The sequence below is a fragment of the Deinococcus arboris genome (assembly GCF_009755355.1).
Classification (GTDB): domain Bacteria; phylum Deinococcota; class Deinococci; order Deinococcales; family Deinococcaceae; genus Deinococcus; species Deinococcus betulae.
Map to the genome: position 1 here is coordinate 81,944 of NZ_WQLB01000008.1, position 15,366 is coordinate 97,309.

Consider the following 15,366-nt stretch of genomic DNA (forward strand, 5'->3'; position numbering starts at 1 on the left):
TTTTTATGACAACCCCCTCAGCCACTGGTGCCCTGGCTGCGTCTCCTCCAAGGTTGCACGCAACCACGACCGCCCTTCTGCACTCAGGGTAGGCCACACACGCTCAAAATCCGCCTGGTCTTTCGCCCGCACTTCACGGCCCGGCGCCCCCGCCTTGAACAGCAGCGCGGCCTCAGGGGCCAGGTACGGCAGGCCAGCTGGAGTCAGGCGGCGGGCCTGGCCCAGCGGCAGCGTGATGCGGGGGTCGCGGCGGTAGTGCCACAGGCCGTCACTCAGGTCCGTTAGCAGCACGTCCAGCATCAACACGCCGCTCAGGCGGGGGTGCCGGGCATGAAACTGATGCTGGGGCAGCTGCAGGGGACCGGTCTGCGGCTGGTACATGCCGTCCACCGGCACATCCAGCCGCCAGCCTTCTAGCAGCGGCAGGAGTTCGCGCTGCGCCCCGGTGCCCACCACCACATCCACGTCGTCATGGGGCCGGGTCACCTCGCCCAGATGCAGGTCCAGCGCCACGCCTGCCGCGAACATCCACGGTGTGTTCAGAGGCGCCAGCAGCGCCGCCACCTGCTGCACCGCGCGCTGCCCTGTGGTGCGGGCATACAGGGTCAGGGCCTCAGGAGCGAGCGCCTGGTCAGCGGCCACGCGACCCGCACGCCCAAAGACTTCGCGGTACGTCTGGGCGGCCGACGGGTCGGCCCGCAGCAGGGCCAGCAGTGCCGCCTGCTCGGCGCGCCAGCTGGTGCTGTGGCCACACACCACCAGGCGCCAGCCCCCCGGATGGGTCCAGACGTCCGGACCCGCCCGCCCAAAGCCCAGTGTGGTCAGCACCTGGACCTGGGCCGCTGTGGGTACCTCCGGCAGCAGGTCCAGATGCAGCTCGGGCATGTCCAGGTCCGCCAGGGCAGGGACCGCGCCGGGACCACCCTGGGCCAGATGAAAGACCCCCTCGGTCCGGCCGCGCTCCAGAAAATCCCCCAGCGCGGCGCGCAGGGTGCGGGCCGCTTCTTTCAGATCAGCCATCCCTAAAGCAGACCACACCGGGGCTTCAGGTCGCCTGCGCCATCTGACGGATAATGGCCCCCATGAAGGGCAGAGGCGTTGGCATCATGCTGGTACTGATTGGGCTGGGCCTGGGCGCGACCTTCTTGCGCGACCAGGTGCCGCTCGGAGGCGCGCAGACGGCCCCGCAGCCCCAGAGCGCCCCCACCCCGGCCCAGGAAGCGGCCGCAAAGTTACAGAACGAGCAGAACACCATCGACGTGGTGGCCCGTTTCGAGCCGGGCCTGGTATTTATCAGCACCGAGGACGTGGTGGCGCAGGACCCCTTCATGATGATGATGGGCGGCGAACAGGACGAGGTGCGGCAGGGCCTGGGCAGCGGCTTCTTTGTCAATCAGGCCGGTGACATCCTGACCAACTACCACGTCGTGGCCGATGGATCGGGGCAGGGCGCCGCCGACCGCATCACCGTGCGGGTCATGGACCAGGACACCAGCGTGGAAGCCGAGGTGATTGGGCTGGCCCCGCAGTACGACCTGGCCCTGATTCGGGCGCCGAAGCTGGCCAGGAGTCTTGTCCGCCCTATTCCGCTGGGGGACAGCGCCGCGCTGCGCCCCGGCCAGAAGGCCATTGCCATGGGCGCACCCTTCGGGCTGGATTTCAGCGTGACCGAGGGCATCGTGAGCAGCACCGAGCGCCAGATTCCCATCGGCTTTTCAGCCAGCGGCGGCCAGGGCATCACGCAAAAGGCCATTCAGACCGACGCCGCCATCAACCCTGGCAACAGCGGCGGGCCACTGCTGGACAGCGGCGGGCGCGTCATTGGCATCAACACCCAGATCTATTCGCCCAGCGGACAAAGTACAGGGGTGGGCCAGAGCGCTGGCGTGGGCTTCGCCATTCCCATCAACACCGCCAGGAGCCTGCTGCCGCGCCTGCAAGCCGCCAGCGGCGGCACGGTGTACGCGCCGGTCATCGGGGTCAGGGCGGGCCTGCTGGTGCAAAGTCGCCAGGGCGAACTGCCCGTAGGCCTGAGCGTCCTGTCCTCGTCGGGCAAGCGGCAGCTGAAGCTCCCCGAGCGCGGCCTGGTGGTGGGCGAGGTCGAACCGGATAGCCCCGCTGCCCGCGCAGGCCTGCGGGCGGGCACCCAGCCGCAGCGCTTTCCAGGCGGCGCCGTGGTACTGGGCGGCGACGTCATCACAGCGGTAGACGGTCAGACGGTGGACGCCATCGAGGACCTGCAGGCAGCCCTGATTGACAAGGCGCAGGGCGACACCGTGACCCTGACGGTGGTGCGCGGCGAGGAGAAGCGCGAGGTCGGGCTGACCCTGGACGCCTCGTCGTTTCAGACGCAGGAGCCGTGACCGGGGCGGCCCAAAGAGTCTGGGCACAGCTGAAACCCGAGGACCGCGCCTGGCTGTCCACGCTGGCCGCTCAGGCGAGCTCAGCGGGCGTGGCCCTGGTCGGCGGGGCGGTGCGCGACGCCCTGCTGGGCCGCTCGCCGCTGGACCTGGATGTGGTTGTGCCGGACGGCGAGGTGGCGGCGCTGGCCCAGGCCTCGGGCCTGCCCTTCGTTCACCATCCGGCCTTTGACAACGCCACCCTGACCCTGCCGGGTGGCCGCGCCGCCGACCTCGTGCGCGCGCGGCGCGAGACCTACCCGGTGCCGGGCGGCAATCCGGTGCCGCAGCCCGGCTCTCTGGAGGACGACCTGCGGCGGCGCGACTTCAGCGTGAATGCCCTGGCCCTGCGGGTGCGGGCGGACGCAGCGCCCACCCTGCTGGACGTGACCGGGGGCCTGGCAGATCTGGACGCCGAGGTGCTGCGGCCCCTGCACGCCCACTCCTTCCATGAAGACGCCAGCCGCCTGGTGCGTGGGGCGCGGCTGGGCGCCCGCCTGAGGCTGAGCGCCCACCCCGAGCTGCTCTTGCAGGTGCCCGCTGCCCTGGCGGTGGCCGGGCAGACCCCGCGCCTGTGGGCTGAACTGAACCTGCTGCTGCATGAGCCCCGGCCGGGTCGGGCGGCGGCCCTGCTGCAGGAGTGGGGCGCAGGCGCCCTGCTGCCCGACCCAGCCCTGCTGCTGGCGCTGGACGCCCAGCAGGATGAGGGGGCCATAGTCTCTCCGCAGGTCTACGCGGCGGCCCTCCTCCACGCCGCCCCCGACCCGGCGGCGCTGGCAACCCGGCTGGGCCTGGGCGACCGACCTGGCCTGCTGCTGGCCCGCGCGCTGGGCGACACCTTTTACCCGGCGGGCACCCCCGAACGCCGGCTGCGCGCGCTGCTGCGCCCGGACGCCTACGAGGGCCTGACCGGCAAGGATGTGCTGGCGCTGGGCGTGCCGCCAGGCCGGGCGGTGGGCGAGGCGCTGGCACACCTGGCCGCCGGGCGCCGCGCCGGGCAGCTGCGCAGCGCCGAGGATGAACGCGCCGCCCTCCGGGCCTTTGTGGCGCAGCAGGCCCAGACCAACCCCCTACACTGAGGGCCTATGGGTCTTCTGTCTTTGCTGAGCGAAAATCCGCTGGCGTTTGTGGTGGTGGCGCTGGCGCTGGTGCTGTCTCTGGCCTTTCACGAATTTGCCCACGCCTGGGCCGCCGACCGGCTGGGCGACCCCACGCCCCGGCGCTACGGGCGCGTGACCCTGAATCCCATCAAGCACCTGGACCCCTTTGGCACGCTGCTGCTGCTGTTCGTGGGCTTTGGCTTCGCCCGGCCAGTGCCCATCAACCCCAACAACCTGGGGCGCTGGGGCACGCTGTGGGTGTCGGCGGCCGGCCCCCTGAGCAACGTCCTGATTGCGGTGGTGTGCGCCGTGCTCCTCAAACTGCTGCCCCTGACCTCGCTCACCCTTCTGATTCTGATGACCGTCCTGAGCATCAATATCGTGCTGGCCGTCTTCAACCTGATTCCTATTCCGCTGCTGGACGGCAGCCGCATTCTGGGCGCGCTGGTGCCGTCGCTGGGCCGCAGCCTGGCGCAGTTTGAAGCCCAGCCGTTCAGCTTCGTGCTGGTCATGGTCTTTATCTTTCTGTTTAGCGGGCAGATTGGCGGCATTATCCGCACGGTGCAGGGCTGGGTCGTGGGCCTGATTGGCATTTAGCTGAACTGAACAGCAGAGGAGGCCAGAGGGGTTGCCCCTGGCCTCCTCTCTTTTGTTGCTGCCTACCCCAGCTGAAACATCATGGCGACGTGGGCGGCGGTGCCAGCCAGAACAAACAGGTGCCAGATTTCATGAAAGCCGAACACGCCGGGGCGCGGGTTCCAGCGCTTGGTGCCGTAAATAACGGCGCCCACGGAATACATTACCCCGCCCACCGCCAGCCAGGCCAGCGCGCCGGCACTGAGGCCGCGCGCCAGTTGCGGCAGGAACAGCACCGCCAGCCATCCCATCCCCAGATACAGCGCCGTACTGACCCAGCGCGGCAGCCGCATGGTGACCAGCTTCAGCACGACGCCACTCAGGGCAATGCCCCAGATCAGCCACAGCACCGCGCCCTGCCACACCCCGTCCAGGCCGTAGTAGGCGACAGGGGTGTAGCTCCCAGCAATCAGCAGAAAGATGCCCGCATGGTCCAGTTTGCGCAGCCACACCAGCCCGCGTTCGCCTGGCCGGAAGGAATGGTAACTGGCACTGGCCGCGTACAGCGCCACCATGCTGACGCTAAAGACCACGAACGGCCACAGCGCCAGCCCACGCGAATGCGCCCAGGCCAGCAGCGGCCCCAGCACCAGCAGCGCGGCCAGCGCGCCGCCCCAGTGGGTCAGGGCGTTGACAGGTTCACGGGGGGCACGGAGCAGGCGGTTCACCCCCACAGGCTACGCCCCGCCGCTGACGGGGGTCTGTTCCGGGAACACGGTGCAAACCAGGGAAAGGTCAGAGCGCGCACCAGTGGCCTGATGAAGCTGCGCCGCAGGCACCAGGGCCCACAGGAACTGCCAGCAGAACGGCGCCCCCCCTCTCTTCCACACCGGCCTAACGTCAGTCAGTTTGACCCGGACGCGCGAGGTCAGCGGCTTCCGCGTGCAGGTCCCAGAAGGTAGACAAGGAAGCACTCAGACGCAGAAAAACTTCCGTCACCTGGGGGTCAAACTGGCGGCCCGCCTGGGCAGCAATTTCAGCGCAGGCGGCCTGGGTGGTCCAGGCGTGCTTGTAGGGGCGCTCGCTGGTCAGGGCGTCGTAGACATCGCAGATGGCAAAAATACGGGCCAGCAGCGGAATCTGCTCGCCGGCCAGCCCCTCGGGATAGCCCTGACCGTCCCAGCGCTCGTGGTGGGAACAGATGACCCGCAGGGCGCCGGCCGACAGGGAGGGAATGTGGGCGGCAATGGAGGCCCCGGTCAGGGCGTGGCTCTGCATGGCCCGCCACTCCTCTGGCGTCAGGCGGCCCGGCTTGAGCAGGATGCGGTCCGGAATGGACAGCTTGCCGATGTCATGCAGGTAGGCCCCCTGACGCAGCTGATCCAGCGTCTCGCCCTCCAGGCCCAGCGCCTGCCCCAGCCGCACGCTGGCCTCGACCACCCGCCGCGTGTGGCCGTGGGTTTCCAGGTCGCGGGCTTCCAGGGCCACCCCCAGCCCCAGCAGCCCCCCTTCCAGGGTGCGGCGCACCGCCGAGACGGCCCCTTTCAGTTCCAGCGCATGCCCCAGCCGCAGCGCCGCCAGCTCCAGCACCCGCTGCACGCGCGGCGGCATGGCCCGCCAGGTGCTGATCTGAAACAGGCCCAGCATCCCCACCACCCGGCCGCCACATTCCACCGGGGTCACCATCAGGCTGCGCATCTGGCTGGTCCGGGCACGCCCAGCCGTGCGGGGATCGTTGTGCAGGTCCACGCTGACCACCGTGCGCCGTTCACGCACCGCCTGAAGACCCAGACCCGTCAGCGGATACAGCCGGCCCACCTCAAAGGTGGTGAACGCGAGCGCCGGGTCCGTCTCCTGATAGACCGACCGGAAGCTCTCGCCTTCCAGAATCGTGTAGATGGCGCCCTCAAACTGAAGCAGCTGCCGGGTCAGGCGCAAACCACGCCGGATGATGTCCTCGGGGTCGGTGAGGTGGGCCAGCTCCACCGAGAAATCAAACAGCCCCCGCTCCTCACCCAGCGCCTGGGTTGAGACCTCACCTGCTCCTTTGGCCAGGTACAGGTCGTGGTCGGCCACCGTCACCGCGCGGCTGAGGTCGGCCCCGCCCCGCCATTCACTCAGGCCGTACACCACGGCGGGCTGGTCCGGCAGCGGCGTGGGCACGCGCCGGGGCAGCTCGCACAGGCGCAGGTCCAGGCCCACCAGAGACAGCCCCGGCACGACGGCCAGCAGCGTGTCTCCGTTCCAGCGCGCCAGCAGGGCAGTGGACGGCAGCGCCCGGCGCAGGTGCAGGGCGGCGGCGCGAATCAGCCGGTTGCCGGCCTTCCAGCTCCGCTCCTCGTTGATGTGCTGCAGGCTATTGACCGCCACCAGGGCCAGGGCGCCGGGGCCCGGCTGGGGCAGGGTTTCTAGGGCGGCGCGCTGCCACAGCCCGGTCAAGGGATCCCGCTGACCCCGCCAGGGCAGCATCAGACACCGGCCCGGCCCAGTTGAATCGGCCGGCGGCTCCGGCGCGGCAGCCGGCTGGCGCCACACAAGACGGTCATGCTCTACAGCATAATGCGAACTGACCCGCCGAGCATCTAGGGAATCACTGAAGGCGGCCTCAACCCCACACAGCGCCCGCTGCACCATGGAAGGGCCGCCTCTTTATGCGTCTACCGGGGGGTTAACGCCCCCCGTAGTTGGGCGCCTCTTTGGTAATGGTGACGCTGTGGGGGTGGCTTTCCACCAGGCTGGCCCCCGTAATCCGCACGAACTGCGCCGTGTCCCGCAGGGTCTGGAGGTCGGGTGCGCCGCAGTAGCCCATGGAACTGCGCAGGCCGCCCACGAACTGATAAATCACCTCGCCGGCCGTGCCCTTGTAGGCCACGATGCCCTCAATACCCTCGGGCACAAACTTGCGGCTGCCGCTCTGGAAATAACGGTCGGCGCTGCCCTGGTCCATCGCGCCCAGGCTGCCCATGCCCCGGTAGCTCTTGTAGCGGCGGCCGTCCCGCAGAATCGTCTCGCCGGGGGACTCGTCGGTGCCGGCCAGCATGCTGCCCATCATCACCACGCTGGCGCCGGCCGCAATGGCCTTGGGCACGTCGCCGGTCTGCTTGATGCCGCCGTCGGCAATCACGGGAATGCCGGCTTCCAGCGCCGCCGAGGCCGCCTCGAAGATGGCCGTGATCTGGGGTACGCCCACGCCCGTCACGACGCGGGTGGTGCAGATGGACCCAGGCCCGATGCCCACCTTGACCGCGTCGGCGCCGGCTAGGATCAGGTCGCGCGCTCCGGCGCGGGTGGCCACGTTCCCGGCAATGACGTCCACATCAAAGGTGTTCTTCACGCGCTCCAGGGCGGTCAGAATGCCCTGGCTGTGGCCGTGGGCGCTGTCCAGCACCAGCACGTCGGCCCCCGCCTGCACCAGTGCGCCCGCCCGGTCCATCAGGTCGGCGCCCACGCCGATGGCGGCGGCCACGCGCAGGCGGCCCAGCGCATCCTTGGCGGCGCGGGGATACTTGACGCGCTTGGTCAGGTCTTTGATGGTAATCAGGCCGCGCAGCTGCTCGCCGTCCACCACCAGCAGTTTTTCGATGCGGTGGCGCTTGAAAATCTCCTGGGCTTCTTCCAGGGTGGTGCCCACCGGCACCGTGACCAGGTTTTCGCTGGTCATCACGTCGCGAATGGGCGTGCTGAGGTCGTCAATAAAGCGCATGTCGCGGTTGGTGATGATGCCCAGCAGCCGGCCCGCCGGGTCTGTGACCGGCACCCCGCTGATGCGGTACTCGCCCATCAGGCGGTCTGCCTCACCCACCGTGGCATGGGGCGGCAGCGTGATGGGATCAACGATCATGCCGCTCTCACTGCGTTTGACCTTGCGCACCATCTCGGCCTGCGCGTCAATGGGCATGTTCTTGTGCAGCACACCTATGCCGCCTTCGCGCGCCAGGGCCACCGCCATACTGGTTTCGGTGACAGTGTCCATGGCCGCCGACACGAAGGGAATATTCAGCCGCACCCGGCGCGTCAACTGCGCCTCTAAGCTGACCTCGTGCGGCAGCACCTGAGAGTGCCGGGGCTGCAGCAGCACGTCATCGAAGGTGATGCCTTCCTGGCCAAATTTGTAGGCGAAGCGGTCCTCTGTGCTGCCGGTCGCGGCAGGGGCGGGCGTGGCGGGCGCACTCATGGCGCGAGTGTACGCCCTGGCACTCGGCAGCGGCCAGAGCGGTGTCCAGATTTGCTTGCGCTGGCTTCCGGGCGCATGCTACAGTCCTGGTCGCCTCTTGGGGTCGTAGCTCAGCTGGGAGAGCGCGTCGTTCGCAATGACGAGGTCAGGGGTTCGATCCCCCTCGACTCCACCAACAGACAGTCCCGCCGGTTTAGAGCCGGCGGGACTGTCTTTGACCTGCGAACCTACCGCAGCACGCGGCTGTATTCCACCTGACCAGTCAGCGGAACGAGCTGAGACAGATTGACGGGGAAGCTGATCTGCTGCCCGCCTACACTTAGGACAACAGCGGCGGGCGCCCGGCCCAGCCGCACCTGAACACCGGGAAGTTCACTCAGGGCGGCCAGCGGCACATACACCTCGCGGGCAAAGCGCCGCACGGTGACCGGCACCCGCGCCGTCCCCACCCGCAGCGTGGCGGTGCGGGCCGTGACGTTCAACACGGGCAGGCGCAGCGCGGCGGCCGCTTCGGTCAGGGGCAGCCACACCTGGCCGGCCTCACTGCGGGCCTTACGTGCGGCGGCCTGGGCCTGCTGGGCTGGGGTCAGCACGGGCGCGGCAGGCTGGGTGGGCTGCGCCGGTTGGGTGGGGGTCGCCGGTCCAGGCTGCACAGTGGGTTGCCCAGGCTGAGCCGGCTGAGGCGGTTTGGTGCCCTGGGTGGGCGCCGGCGGCTGCGCGGGCTGGGCCGGCGCCGTGGGCGTGCCGGGCGGCAGCGCTGCCAGCACCGCTGTGGCCGCCGCGCGCCGGGCCTGGGTCTGGGCCTGCAAGTCAATGGGCGTGGGCACGCGGCCCCAGGCCGAGGGGCTGGCGTGAAAAGTCGTCCACGGGCCCACAGCCAGCGGGCGCTGTTTCTGAATGATGTTCAGGCCGCCGCCGTCTGTCGTGAAATACAGACTGCCCTGATCGCTGACGCTCAGGCCGGTGTCGATCTTCTTGCCGGTCTTGATCTGCCACAGCGCCTGGCCCGCCTTGCCCACAGCATGCACGGTGCCGCTCAGGTCCGGCACGACCACTGTGCCGTCACTCAGCTCCACCGCCGAGGCCGCGATGGCCGCCCCCGCCTTGTAGGTCCACTCGGTTTCGCCGCCGGGATTCAGGGCGTACAGCGAACCGTCGTAACTGCCCACGACGACCACACCGCCACTGGTGATGATGGGACTGGCGTTGACAAAGAGGCCCGTCTGCACGCGCCATTTCAACTGGCCACCGGGGGTCAGGGCGTAGATGCGGCGGTCACTGGAGCCGAAGTACACGCTGCCGTCCAGGCCGATGGCCGGGCTGCTGAACACCAGCGAGCCGGCCAGGTAGGTCCATTTCAGGCGGCCGTCCGGCGTCAGGGCATGCATGCGGTTGTTCTGGGCGCCAAAGTAGATGGTGCCGTCCGCGCCCACGGCGGGGCTGCTGAACACAGGCGCCCCCACCTTATAACTCCAGAGCGCCTTGCCCACGCTGTCAATGGCGTGAACGGTGCCCCCGGCGGTGGCCACCACGACGCTGCCGTCGGCCCGCAGGGCGGGCGTGGCAAAGATGTCGCCGTCCAGCTTCAGTTTCCACAGCAGCTTGCCAGCCGCGTCAATGGCGTAGACCGTATCATCGTAAGAAGCGGCGATGGTGGTGCCCTGCGGCGTCACGACCGGGTAAGCGCGCCCCAGGTCCCCCATCAAAAAGGACCACTTCTCGCTGCCCTTGGCGTCGGTGCGGTGCACGCGGGCGTCTGACCCCACGAAGGTCAGGTCGCCGCTGGCGCCCACTGACACGCCAGAAATCACGCGCAGCTCTTTGAAAACATCAATTTTTGGTGCGGCGAACGTGGGGGTTCCCTGGGCAGCGGCGCCCGAGAAAACCGCCAGTGTCATCAGGGAGAGCAGGGGCAAAACGTGGCTGTTCCTCATCTAAACGTGTACTCCTTTACGGACCCTTTACGGTCAGGGATTGGCGCGAGGCGGCGTATGGACGCTGCCCAGGGTACGGCCTAAGATGCGAACTGTTATGAAGAAGATTCTCATGCTGACCGCGTTCGCCCTGGCAGGCCTGGCCGCCGCTCAGGACACCACGACGACTGACACGGCACCGGCCACCACGGAGACCACCACCGAAACCACCACGGACACGACCATGGAGACCACCACGACGACCACCGACACCATGGAAATGTCGGGCCCGATGACCATGAGCGCCAGTGATAACTTCGCCAAGGCTCAGGAATATGCGGTGCAGGCCGACGTGGCGTACCCCGTGCCCTTCTATGACCGTACGCTCTGGAAGGCCTCTGTGGATTCGGCGTACTACGCCGCCAGCATGGAAGCGGGCAACCGTGACTACAGCGCCTATCTGGCCCAGCTGTACACCAAGACCCAGTGGTGGATCAACGCCTATAACGCCTGGACCCGTCTGGGCGACCTGACGGACCAGGAAAAGCAGTGGGCTTCCCTCAGCGCAGCCAAACTGGCGTACCTGGCCCTGCAGCGCGGCGACACCACCATGGCCCGCATGTACGTGGACAAGGGCATGAGCTGGGCCGACAGCGCCAGCCTCCAGGCCATCATGCAGCGCTTGCAGTAAAGAACTTCTTCAACCCTGCCCGCCCGGTGCCCAGTGTACCGGGCGGGTGTGCTGTGCCGGCCAGAAGTTCAAGGTCCCGTCAGACGGTCTCTTCCGCGCCGGGTCAGGGCCGCCGTACCCTGAAACCATGAAACGGCTTGCGGTCTTTCTCGCCCTTGGCGGTCTGCTGAGCAGTTGTGTGCCCGCCCCCCTGCGCGCCAACCCCGACGCCGGGCTGCGCCTGAGCGCCGCGCTGGACACCCCGCCTCTGCGCCCCATCACGGGCGAACCCAACCTCTACCGGGTGCCGGGGCCCGGCGGCCTGACCGTTCAGACCGACCGCGCCGCCCAGGTGACGGCGATTGTGGTGCCGCCCAGCGGCGGCGCGGCGCTCAGTGAGACGGTTAGAACTGTGCCGGGCCAGGCCACCCGCCTGCCGTTGCCCCCCGCCCAGGGGTTTACCCAGGTGTTCACGGTGGCCAGTCTGGTGCCGCTGGACTTGCAGGGCGCCAGGGGCGCGCGCAGCGTGAACGAGGTGGCGCGGGCGGTCGAGCAGGCCACCAGCGCGGCGCCCCGCAGCGCCTACACCGTCGCCACCACCGTTTACCGGGCCGAACGCCTGGGCAGCCTGCGCGTGACCACCAATGTGCCCGGCACTCAGCTCCGGGTGGGGGGCCGCCTGGCCGGCACCGCGCCGCTGGACCTGAACGACCTGCCGCCCGGTTCCCTGGAGGTCAGTGCGGCGCGCGAGGGTTACCGTCCAGTCACGCAGCGCGTCATTATAACTGGCGACCGCACCACCCAGGTTGACCTGACCCTGCGCCCGCTGGCCGGAACCCTGCGCGTGCAGAGCGCCGTTGCCGCCGAGGTGAGTGTGGAGCGGCAAGTGGTGGGCGCCGCACTGCCAGGGCAACCCCTGGACCTGAGCGTGCGCCCTGGCGTGCTGGCGGTCAACGTGACGCCGCGCGACCGCGCCCTGAGTGCCCAGGCCCTGCTGGTGCGGGTCAGCGACGCGCAGGTCAGTCTGGTCGAGTGCGCGCTGACGGCGGGGACCTACACCTGCACCGTGCGCTAAGGACGGCGCGGCCCGCTCAGCTCCGTTCACCCAGGGCTGAGCGGCGATCTCCTCAGGTGCCCCAGGCGCGGTGCTAGCCTGCCGGGCATGAGCGCCCCTTCCCTCCTCACGCCAGTGCTGGGCGACCTGTACGCCCTCCAGGTGCCCATTCCCTACCCCATGGGCTTTGTGACAGTGCTGCTGGACGCCCCGCGAGGCGGCCCCGTCACCATGATTGACACCGCCCTGGATACCCCCGAGGCGCAGGCCGCCATTGAGGCCGGACTGGCCGCCCTGGGGCTCCACTGGCCGGATATAGACCGCGTCGTCATCACGCACCACCACCCGGATCACTACGGTCTGGCCGGGGTGGTCGAGGAACGCAGCGGCGCGGCTGTCTTTATGCTGGATGTCGAGATTGGGCGCGGAGAGCGCTACTGGCACCTGTGGGAAGAGTGGCTGCCGGGGCACATCAAACACCTGCGCGACCACGGCCTGCCGCCTGAAACTCTGGCCACCCTAGAAGCCGACAGCCGCCGCACACGTGAGCGGGTGCAACCCGCCGGGCGCGTGCAGCCGCTGCGCGAGGGCCAGGAGGTCACGCTCTCTGGCCGCCCCTGGGAGGTGCTGTGGCTGCCCGGCCACGCTGACGGGCACTTGGGGCTCTGGAGCGAACAGGACAGCGTCCTGATTGCCGGAGACGCCATCCTGCCGCGTATCAGCCCGAATGTGGGCCTGTACGCCTACACCCGCCCTGACCCCCTGGGCGACTACCTGCAAACGCTAGGCAAACTGGAAGCCCTGAACCCGGCCCGCGCGGTGGTGGGTCACCACGGCCCGCTGATGACCGGCGTGCAGGCCCGCGCCCGCGAACTGCGCGCCCATCACCACGAGCGCCTGGACTTCATGGCGGCCCAGGCCGCCAGTGCGCCGCGCACCGCGTATGACCTGTCGCTGGCCATGTTTCCACGTGACCTGAACATCAGTGGGCGCCGCTTTGCCCTGGCTGAAACCCTGGCGCACCTCGAACATCTGCGGCTGCTGGGGCAGCTCTACCGCACCTGGCAGGAAGACCAGGGCGCCTGGGTCTACCACGCTTAAAGGAACATACGCCCTTCTGGGCCAGTGCAGAAGCATGACCTTGGCTGGCCCATTTGCCGCTTGAGGAGTCTCTTCGGCTCATTGGTGTTGTCCCTGAGCCGCGTTGCTGCGCTGAGCACGGCATCACCTTCAGCCCTGGTCGCCTTCATTCGATTGCTGTAGGGCTGAACAGCGGCGTGGGCCACAACACCGCCTGACGCACAACTGGCGCGTGCCCCAGATGCTTCTGACCGCTCCGGCTGACCGTGCGCACCTGACCATAGGCCAGCGCAGGGGCGCTCTATACTCCGGCGCATGACAGCTTCAACGGAACTGCGGCGCATCATGACGGCGCTGCAACAGAGTGGTCTGACCGTCGAAGCGGTCGAGGACGGCGCTCTGGTGCAGGACGGTGAGACGCGCGTGGCCCTGTTTGCCGAGGCCGACCCGCAGGGCGGCGTGGTGGTGCGCCTGCACCTTGACCTCGACCTGTACGTCGAGGAAGACAGCCTCCCGGATATCCTGATGGGCATGAATCTGCTCAACCAGGGCCTGGATTACGGCGCCCTGAACCTGGACCCCGTGGATGAAGACGACCTGGATGAAGGCGCGCCGCTGACCTTTGCTGTGCTGGGCCGGAGCGTGCTGTGGCTGCCCGACCTGGGCGCCCCCGAACTGGACCGCCTGCGCGAACATCTGCGCCGCTTTGAGCGCGAGGTCACGGACGCCGTGGAACGGACCCTGCACGGCAGCAAGGGCATCAGCGCGTAGTCCGCCTTCCGCTGAGTTGAAGCGCAGCAAAGAAAGGCACTGTCTGAGCATCCATCTCGCGGCAATCCGTACCCTCTCCTGTTGGCCCTGCTACGCGGCTTTCCAAGTCCGCTCGGATTCCACCCGGCATTCTGCTTGAGAAGGGTCGGGGTCCGTATCAGCACCAAACGAAGGCGCCCCCGGCAAATCAGCCAGGGGCGCCCTTGCTCGTTGGGCTTTAGTCCATCGCCAGCGCGAGGTCGTTCTGGGCCACGTTGGCTCCAACGCCTCGCAGACGGTCCGCCAGGCGCTCGTACCCCCGGTTAAGGTACTGCACGCCGTCAATGACGGTCTCGCCCTCGCAGGTCAGGCCGGCGATGAACAGGGCGGCACCAGCACGCAGGTCGGCGGCCTTGACCGGCGCGGCGCGCAGCGGTCCACCCTGAATCACCTGGGTGTAGCCGCTGACGGTGATGTTCGCCCCCATCCGGTGCAGTTCGGCCACATGCGTCAGGCGGTCGGGATACACCGGGTCCTGCACCACGCTGGTGCCGGCGACGGTCGCCAGCAGGGCGCTCATCTGCGGCTGAAGGTCGGTGGGAAAGCCGGGGTAGCTCTGGGTGGTGATATTGACCGGCTTCAGGTCGCGGCCACGCGCGTCCACCACCAGGCTGGTGCCGCTTTCCAGAATCTCCACGCCCATTTCCTGCAACTTGCCGGTGACGGCGCGCAGGTGCTCTGGGCGCACGTTGGTCACGGTCAGGCGGCTGCGGGTGGCCGCTGCCAGCATCATGAACGTGCCGGCCTCAATGCGGTCGGGAATCACGGTGTATTCGCCGCCGCGCAGGCTGGGCACGCCCCGGATGGTCAGGATATTGGTGCCTGCGCCCTGAATATCGGCGCCCATGCTGTTCAGGAAGCCCACCAGTTCCACGACATCGGTGTCAATTGAGGCGTTTTCCAGCGTGACCACGCCGTCGCCCAGCACACTCGCCAGGATGGCGTTGTGGGTGCCGCCCACCGTCAGCAGCTCGAAAATGAAGTGGCCGCTGAGGCTGCCGCTGCGCCGGGCATCAAAGTTGCCTGCATCTTCGGTGATCTCGGCGCCCAGCGCCCGCAGCGCCTTGACGTGCTGGTCCACTGGACGTGGGCCCCAGGCGCAGCCACCTGGCATGGACACCGTGGCCTGTCCAGCACGCGCCAGAATGGCGCCCAGCACGATAAAACTGGCGCGCATCTTGCTCACCAGGGCGTAGGGCGCGTCGGTGTTCAGAATCTCGGGGGTGTGCAGTTCCAGGGTGTTGTCGCCGGCCCAGACGTGCTGGGTGCCCAGGTGCGCCAGCAGTTCCAGAATGGTGTGAACATCGCTCAGGCGCGGCACGCCGTGCAGCGTGACCTTTTCGCGGCTCAGGAGGCTGGCAACAATAATAGGCAGCGCGGCATTCTTGCTGCCCTGAACGGCGATTTCGCCGCGCAGTTCGCGGCCTCCCTGAAGGTGCAGTGGGGTCAATTGCATGGGTGGGGTCATCCTTGGGTGGGAGAAGTCGCGGACCAGCGCCGAGAGGCATGCGCAGTACTGGTGCATGTTACACATCTACCTCAACGTGTGTCCAGAGCGACCATACAGGCTGGGCCTGCCCGGCGGATGAG

13 protein-coding genes and 1 tRNA gene are annotated in these 15,366 nt (G+C 68.3%); 8 read left to right on the forward strand and 6 right to left on the reverse strand.

Annotated features, from left to right (window positions below; translation table 11 throughout):
* Positions 1–3: 3 nt before the first annotated feature.
* On the reverse strand, positions 4–1,020 hold the full coding sequence (locus GO986_RS07935) for a nucleotidyltransferase domain-containing protein (RefSeq protein ID WP_157458747.1): 1,017 nt from the start codon (positions 1,018–1,020) through the stop codon (positions 4–6).
* Between the two features lie 86 nt (positions 1,021–1,106).
* Between GO986_RS07935 and GO986_RS07940 the strand changes: the two genes are divergently transcribed.
* From GO986_RS07940 to GO986_RS07950, 3 genes are read left to right on the forward strand one after another with little or no spacing between them, the layout of a single operon-like run.
* Positions 1,107–2,363, forward strand: a complete 1,257-nt coding sequence (locus GO986_RS07940; protein WP_232337555.1) for a S1C family serine protease — start codon at positions 1,107–1,109, stop codon at positions 2,361–2,363.
* Positions 2,360–3,478, forward strand: a complete 1,119-nt coding sequence (locus tag GO986_RS07945; protein ID WP_369409241.1) for a tRNA nucleotidyltransferase/poly(A) polymerase family protein — start codon at positions 2,360–2,362, stop codon at positions 3,476–3,478. Before GO986_RS07940 ends, GO986_RS07945 begins: the two co-directional genes overlap by 4 nt.
* Positions 3,479–3,484: 6 nt before the next feature.
* Complete coding sequence (locus GO986_RS07950; protein ID WP_157458749.1) at positions 3,485–4,096, forward strand: site-2 protease family protein; 612 nt, start codon at positions 3,485–3,487, stop codon at positions 4,094–4,096.
* A gap of 62 nt (positions 4,097–4,158) precedes the next feature.
* Here GO986_RS07950 and trhA read toward each other — a convergent pair whose 3' ends face one another.
* From trhA to guaB, 3 genes are all read right to left on the reverse strand, one after another.
* Complete coding sequence (gene trhA / locus GO986_RS07955; RefSeq protein WP_369409242.1) at positions 4,159–4,803, reverse strand: PAQR family membrane homeostasis protein TrhA; 645 nt, start codon at positions 4,801–4,803, stop codon at positions 4,159–4,161.
* 172 nt (positions 4,804–4,975) lie between these two features.
* Positions 4,976–6,514: an HD domain-containing phosphohydrolase gene (locus GO986_RS07960; protein ID WP_198170521.1), complete on the reverse strand. Its 1,539-nt coding sequence runs from the start codon at positions 6,512–6,514 to the stop codon at positions 4,976–4,978.
* Between the two features lie 229 nt (positions 6,515–6,743).
* Complete coding sequence (gene guaB / locus GO986_RS07965; protein ID WP_157458751.1) at positions 6,744–8,249, reverse strand: IMP dehydrogenase; 1,506 nt, start codon at positions 8,247–8,249, stop codon at positions 6,744–6,746.
* 99 nt (positions 8,250–8,348) lie between these two features.
* On the opposite strand from guaB, the gene GO986_RS07970 reads away from it, so the two are divergent.
* Positions 8,349–8,424: transfer RNA gene (locus tag GO986_RS07970), tRNA-Ala, on the forward strand.
* 52 nt (positions 8,425–8,476) lie between these two features.
* Here the strand turns inward: GO986_RS07970 and GO986_RS07975 are convergent.
* Positions 8,477–10,147, reverse strand: coding sequence for an outer membrane protein assembly factor BamB family protein (locus GO986_RS07975; RefSeq protein WP_157458752.1), 1,671 nt, complete (start codon positions 10,145–10,147; stop codon positions 8,477–8,479).
* A 133-nt stretch (positions 10,148–10,280) separates the two neighbouring features.
* Between GO986_RS07975 and GO986_RS07980 the strand changes: the two genes are divergently transcribed.
* The 4 genes from GO986_RS07980 (at position 10,281) to GO986_RS07995 (ending at position 13,737) form a co-directional block, all read left to right on the forward strand.
* Entirely contained in the window at positions 10,281–10,853 is a 573-nt protein-coding gene (locus tag GO986_RS07980; RefSeq protein ID WP_224574544.1) for a hypothetical protein, read from the forward strand.
* A gap of 127 nt (positions 10,854–10,980) precedes the next feature.
* Positions 10,981–11,907 (forward strand): PEGA domain-containing protein, encoded by a 927-nt coding sequence (locus GO986_RS07985; protein WP_157458753.1) that lies wholly within the window; start codon positions 10,981–10,983, stop codon positions 11,905–11,907.
* A gap of 87 nt (positions 11,908–11,994) precedes the next feature.
* A complete protein-coding gene (locus GO986_RS07990; protein ID WP_157458754.1) occupies positions 11,995–12,987 on the forward strand; it encodes an MBL fold metallo-hydrolase in 993 nt (330 codons plus the stop codon).
* A 294-nt stretch (positions 12,988–13,281) separates the two neighbouring features.
* Entirely contained in the window at positions 13,282–13,737 is a 456-nt protein-coding gene (locus GO986_RS07995; RefSeq protein ID WP_157458755.1) for a hypothetical protein, read from the forward strand.
* A 217-nt stretch (positions 13,738–13,954) separates the two neighbouring features.
* Here the strand turns inward: GO986_RS07995 and murA are convergent, their stop codons facing one another.
* On the reverse strand, positions 13,955–15,232 hold the full coding sequence (murA, locus tag GO986_RS08000; RefSeq protein ID WP_157458756.1) for a UDP-N-acetylglucosamine 1-carboxyvinyltransferase: 1,278 nt from the start codon (positions 15,230–15,232) through the stop codon (positions 13,955–13,957).
* Between the last annotated feature and the right edge of the window lie 134 nt (positions 15,233–15,366).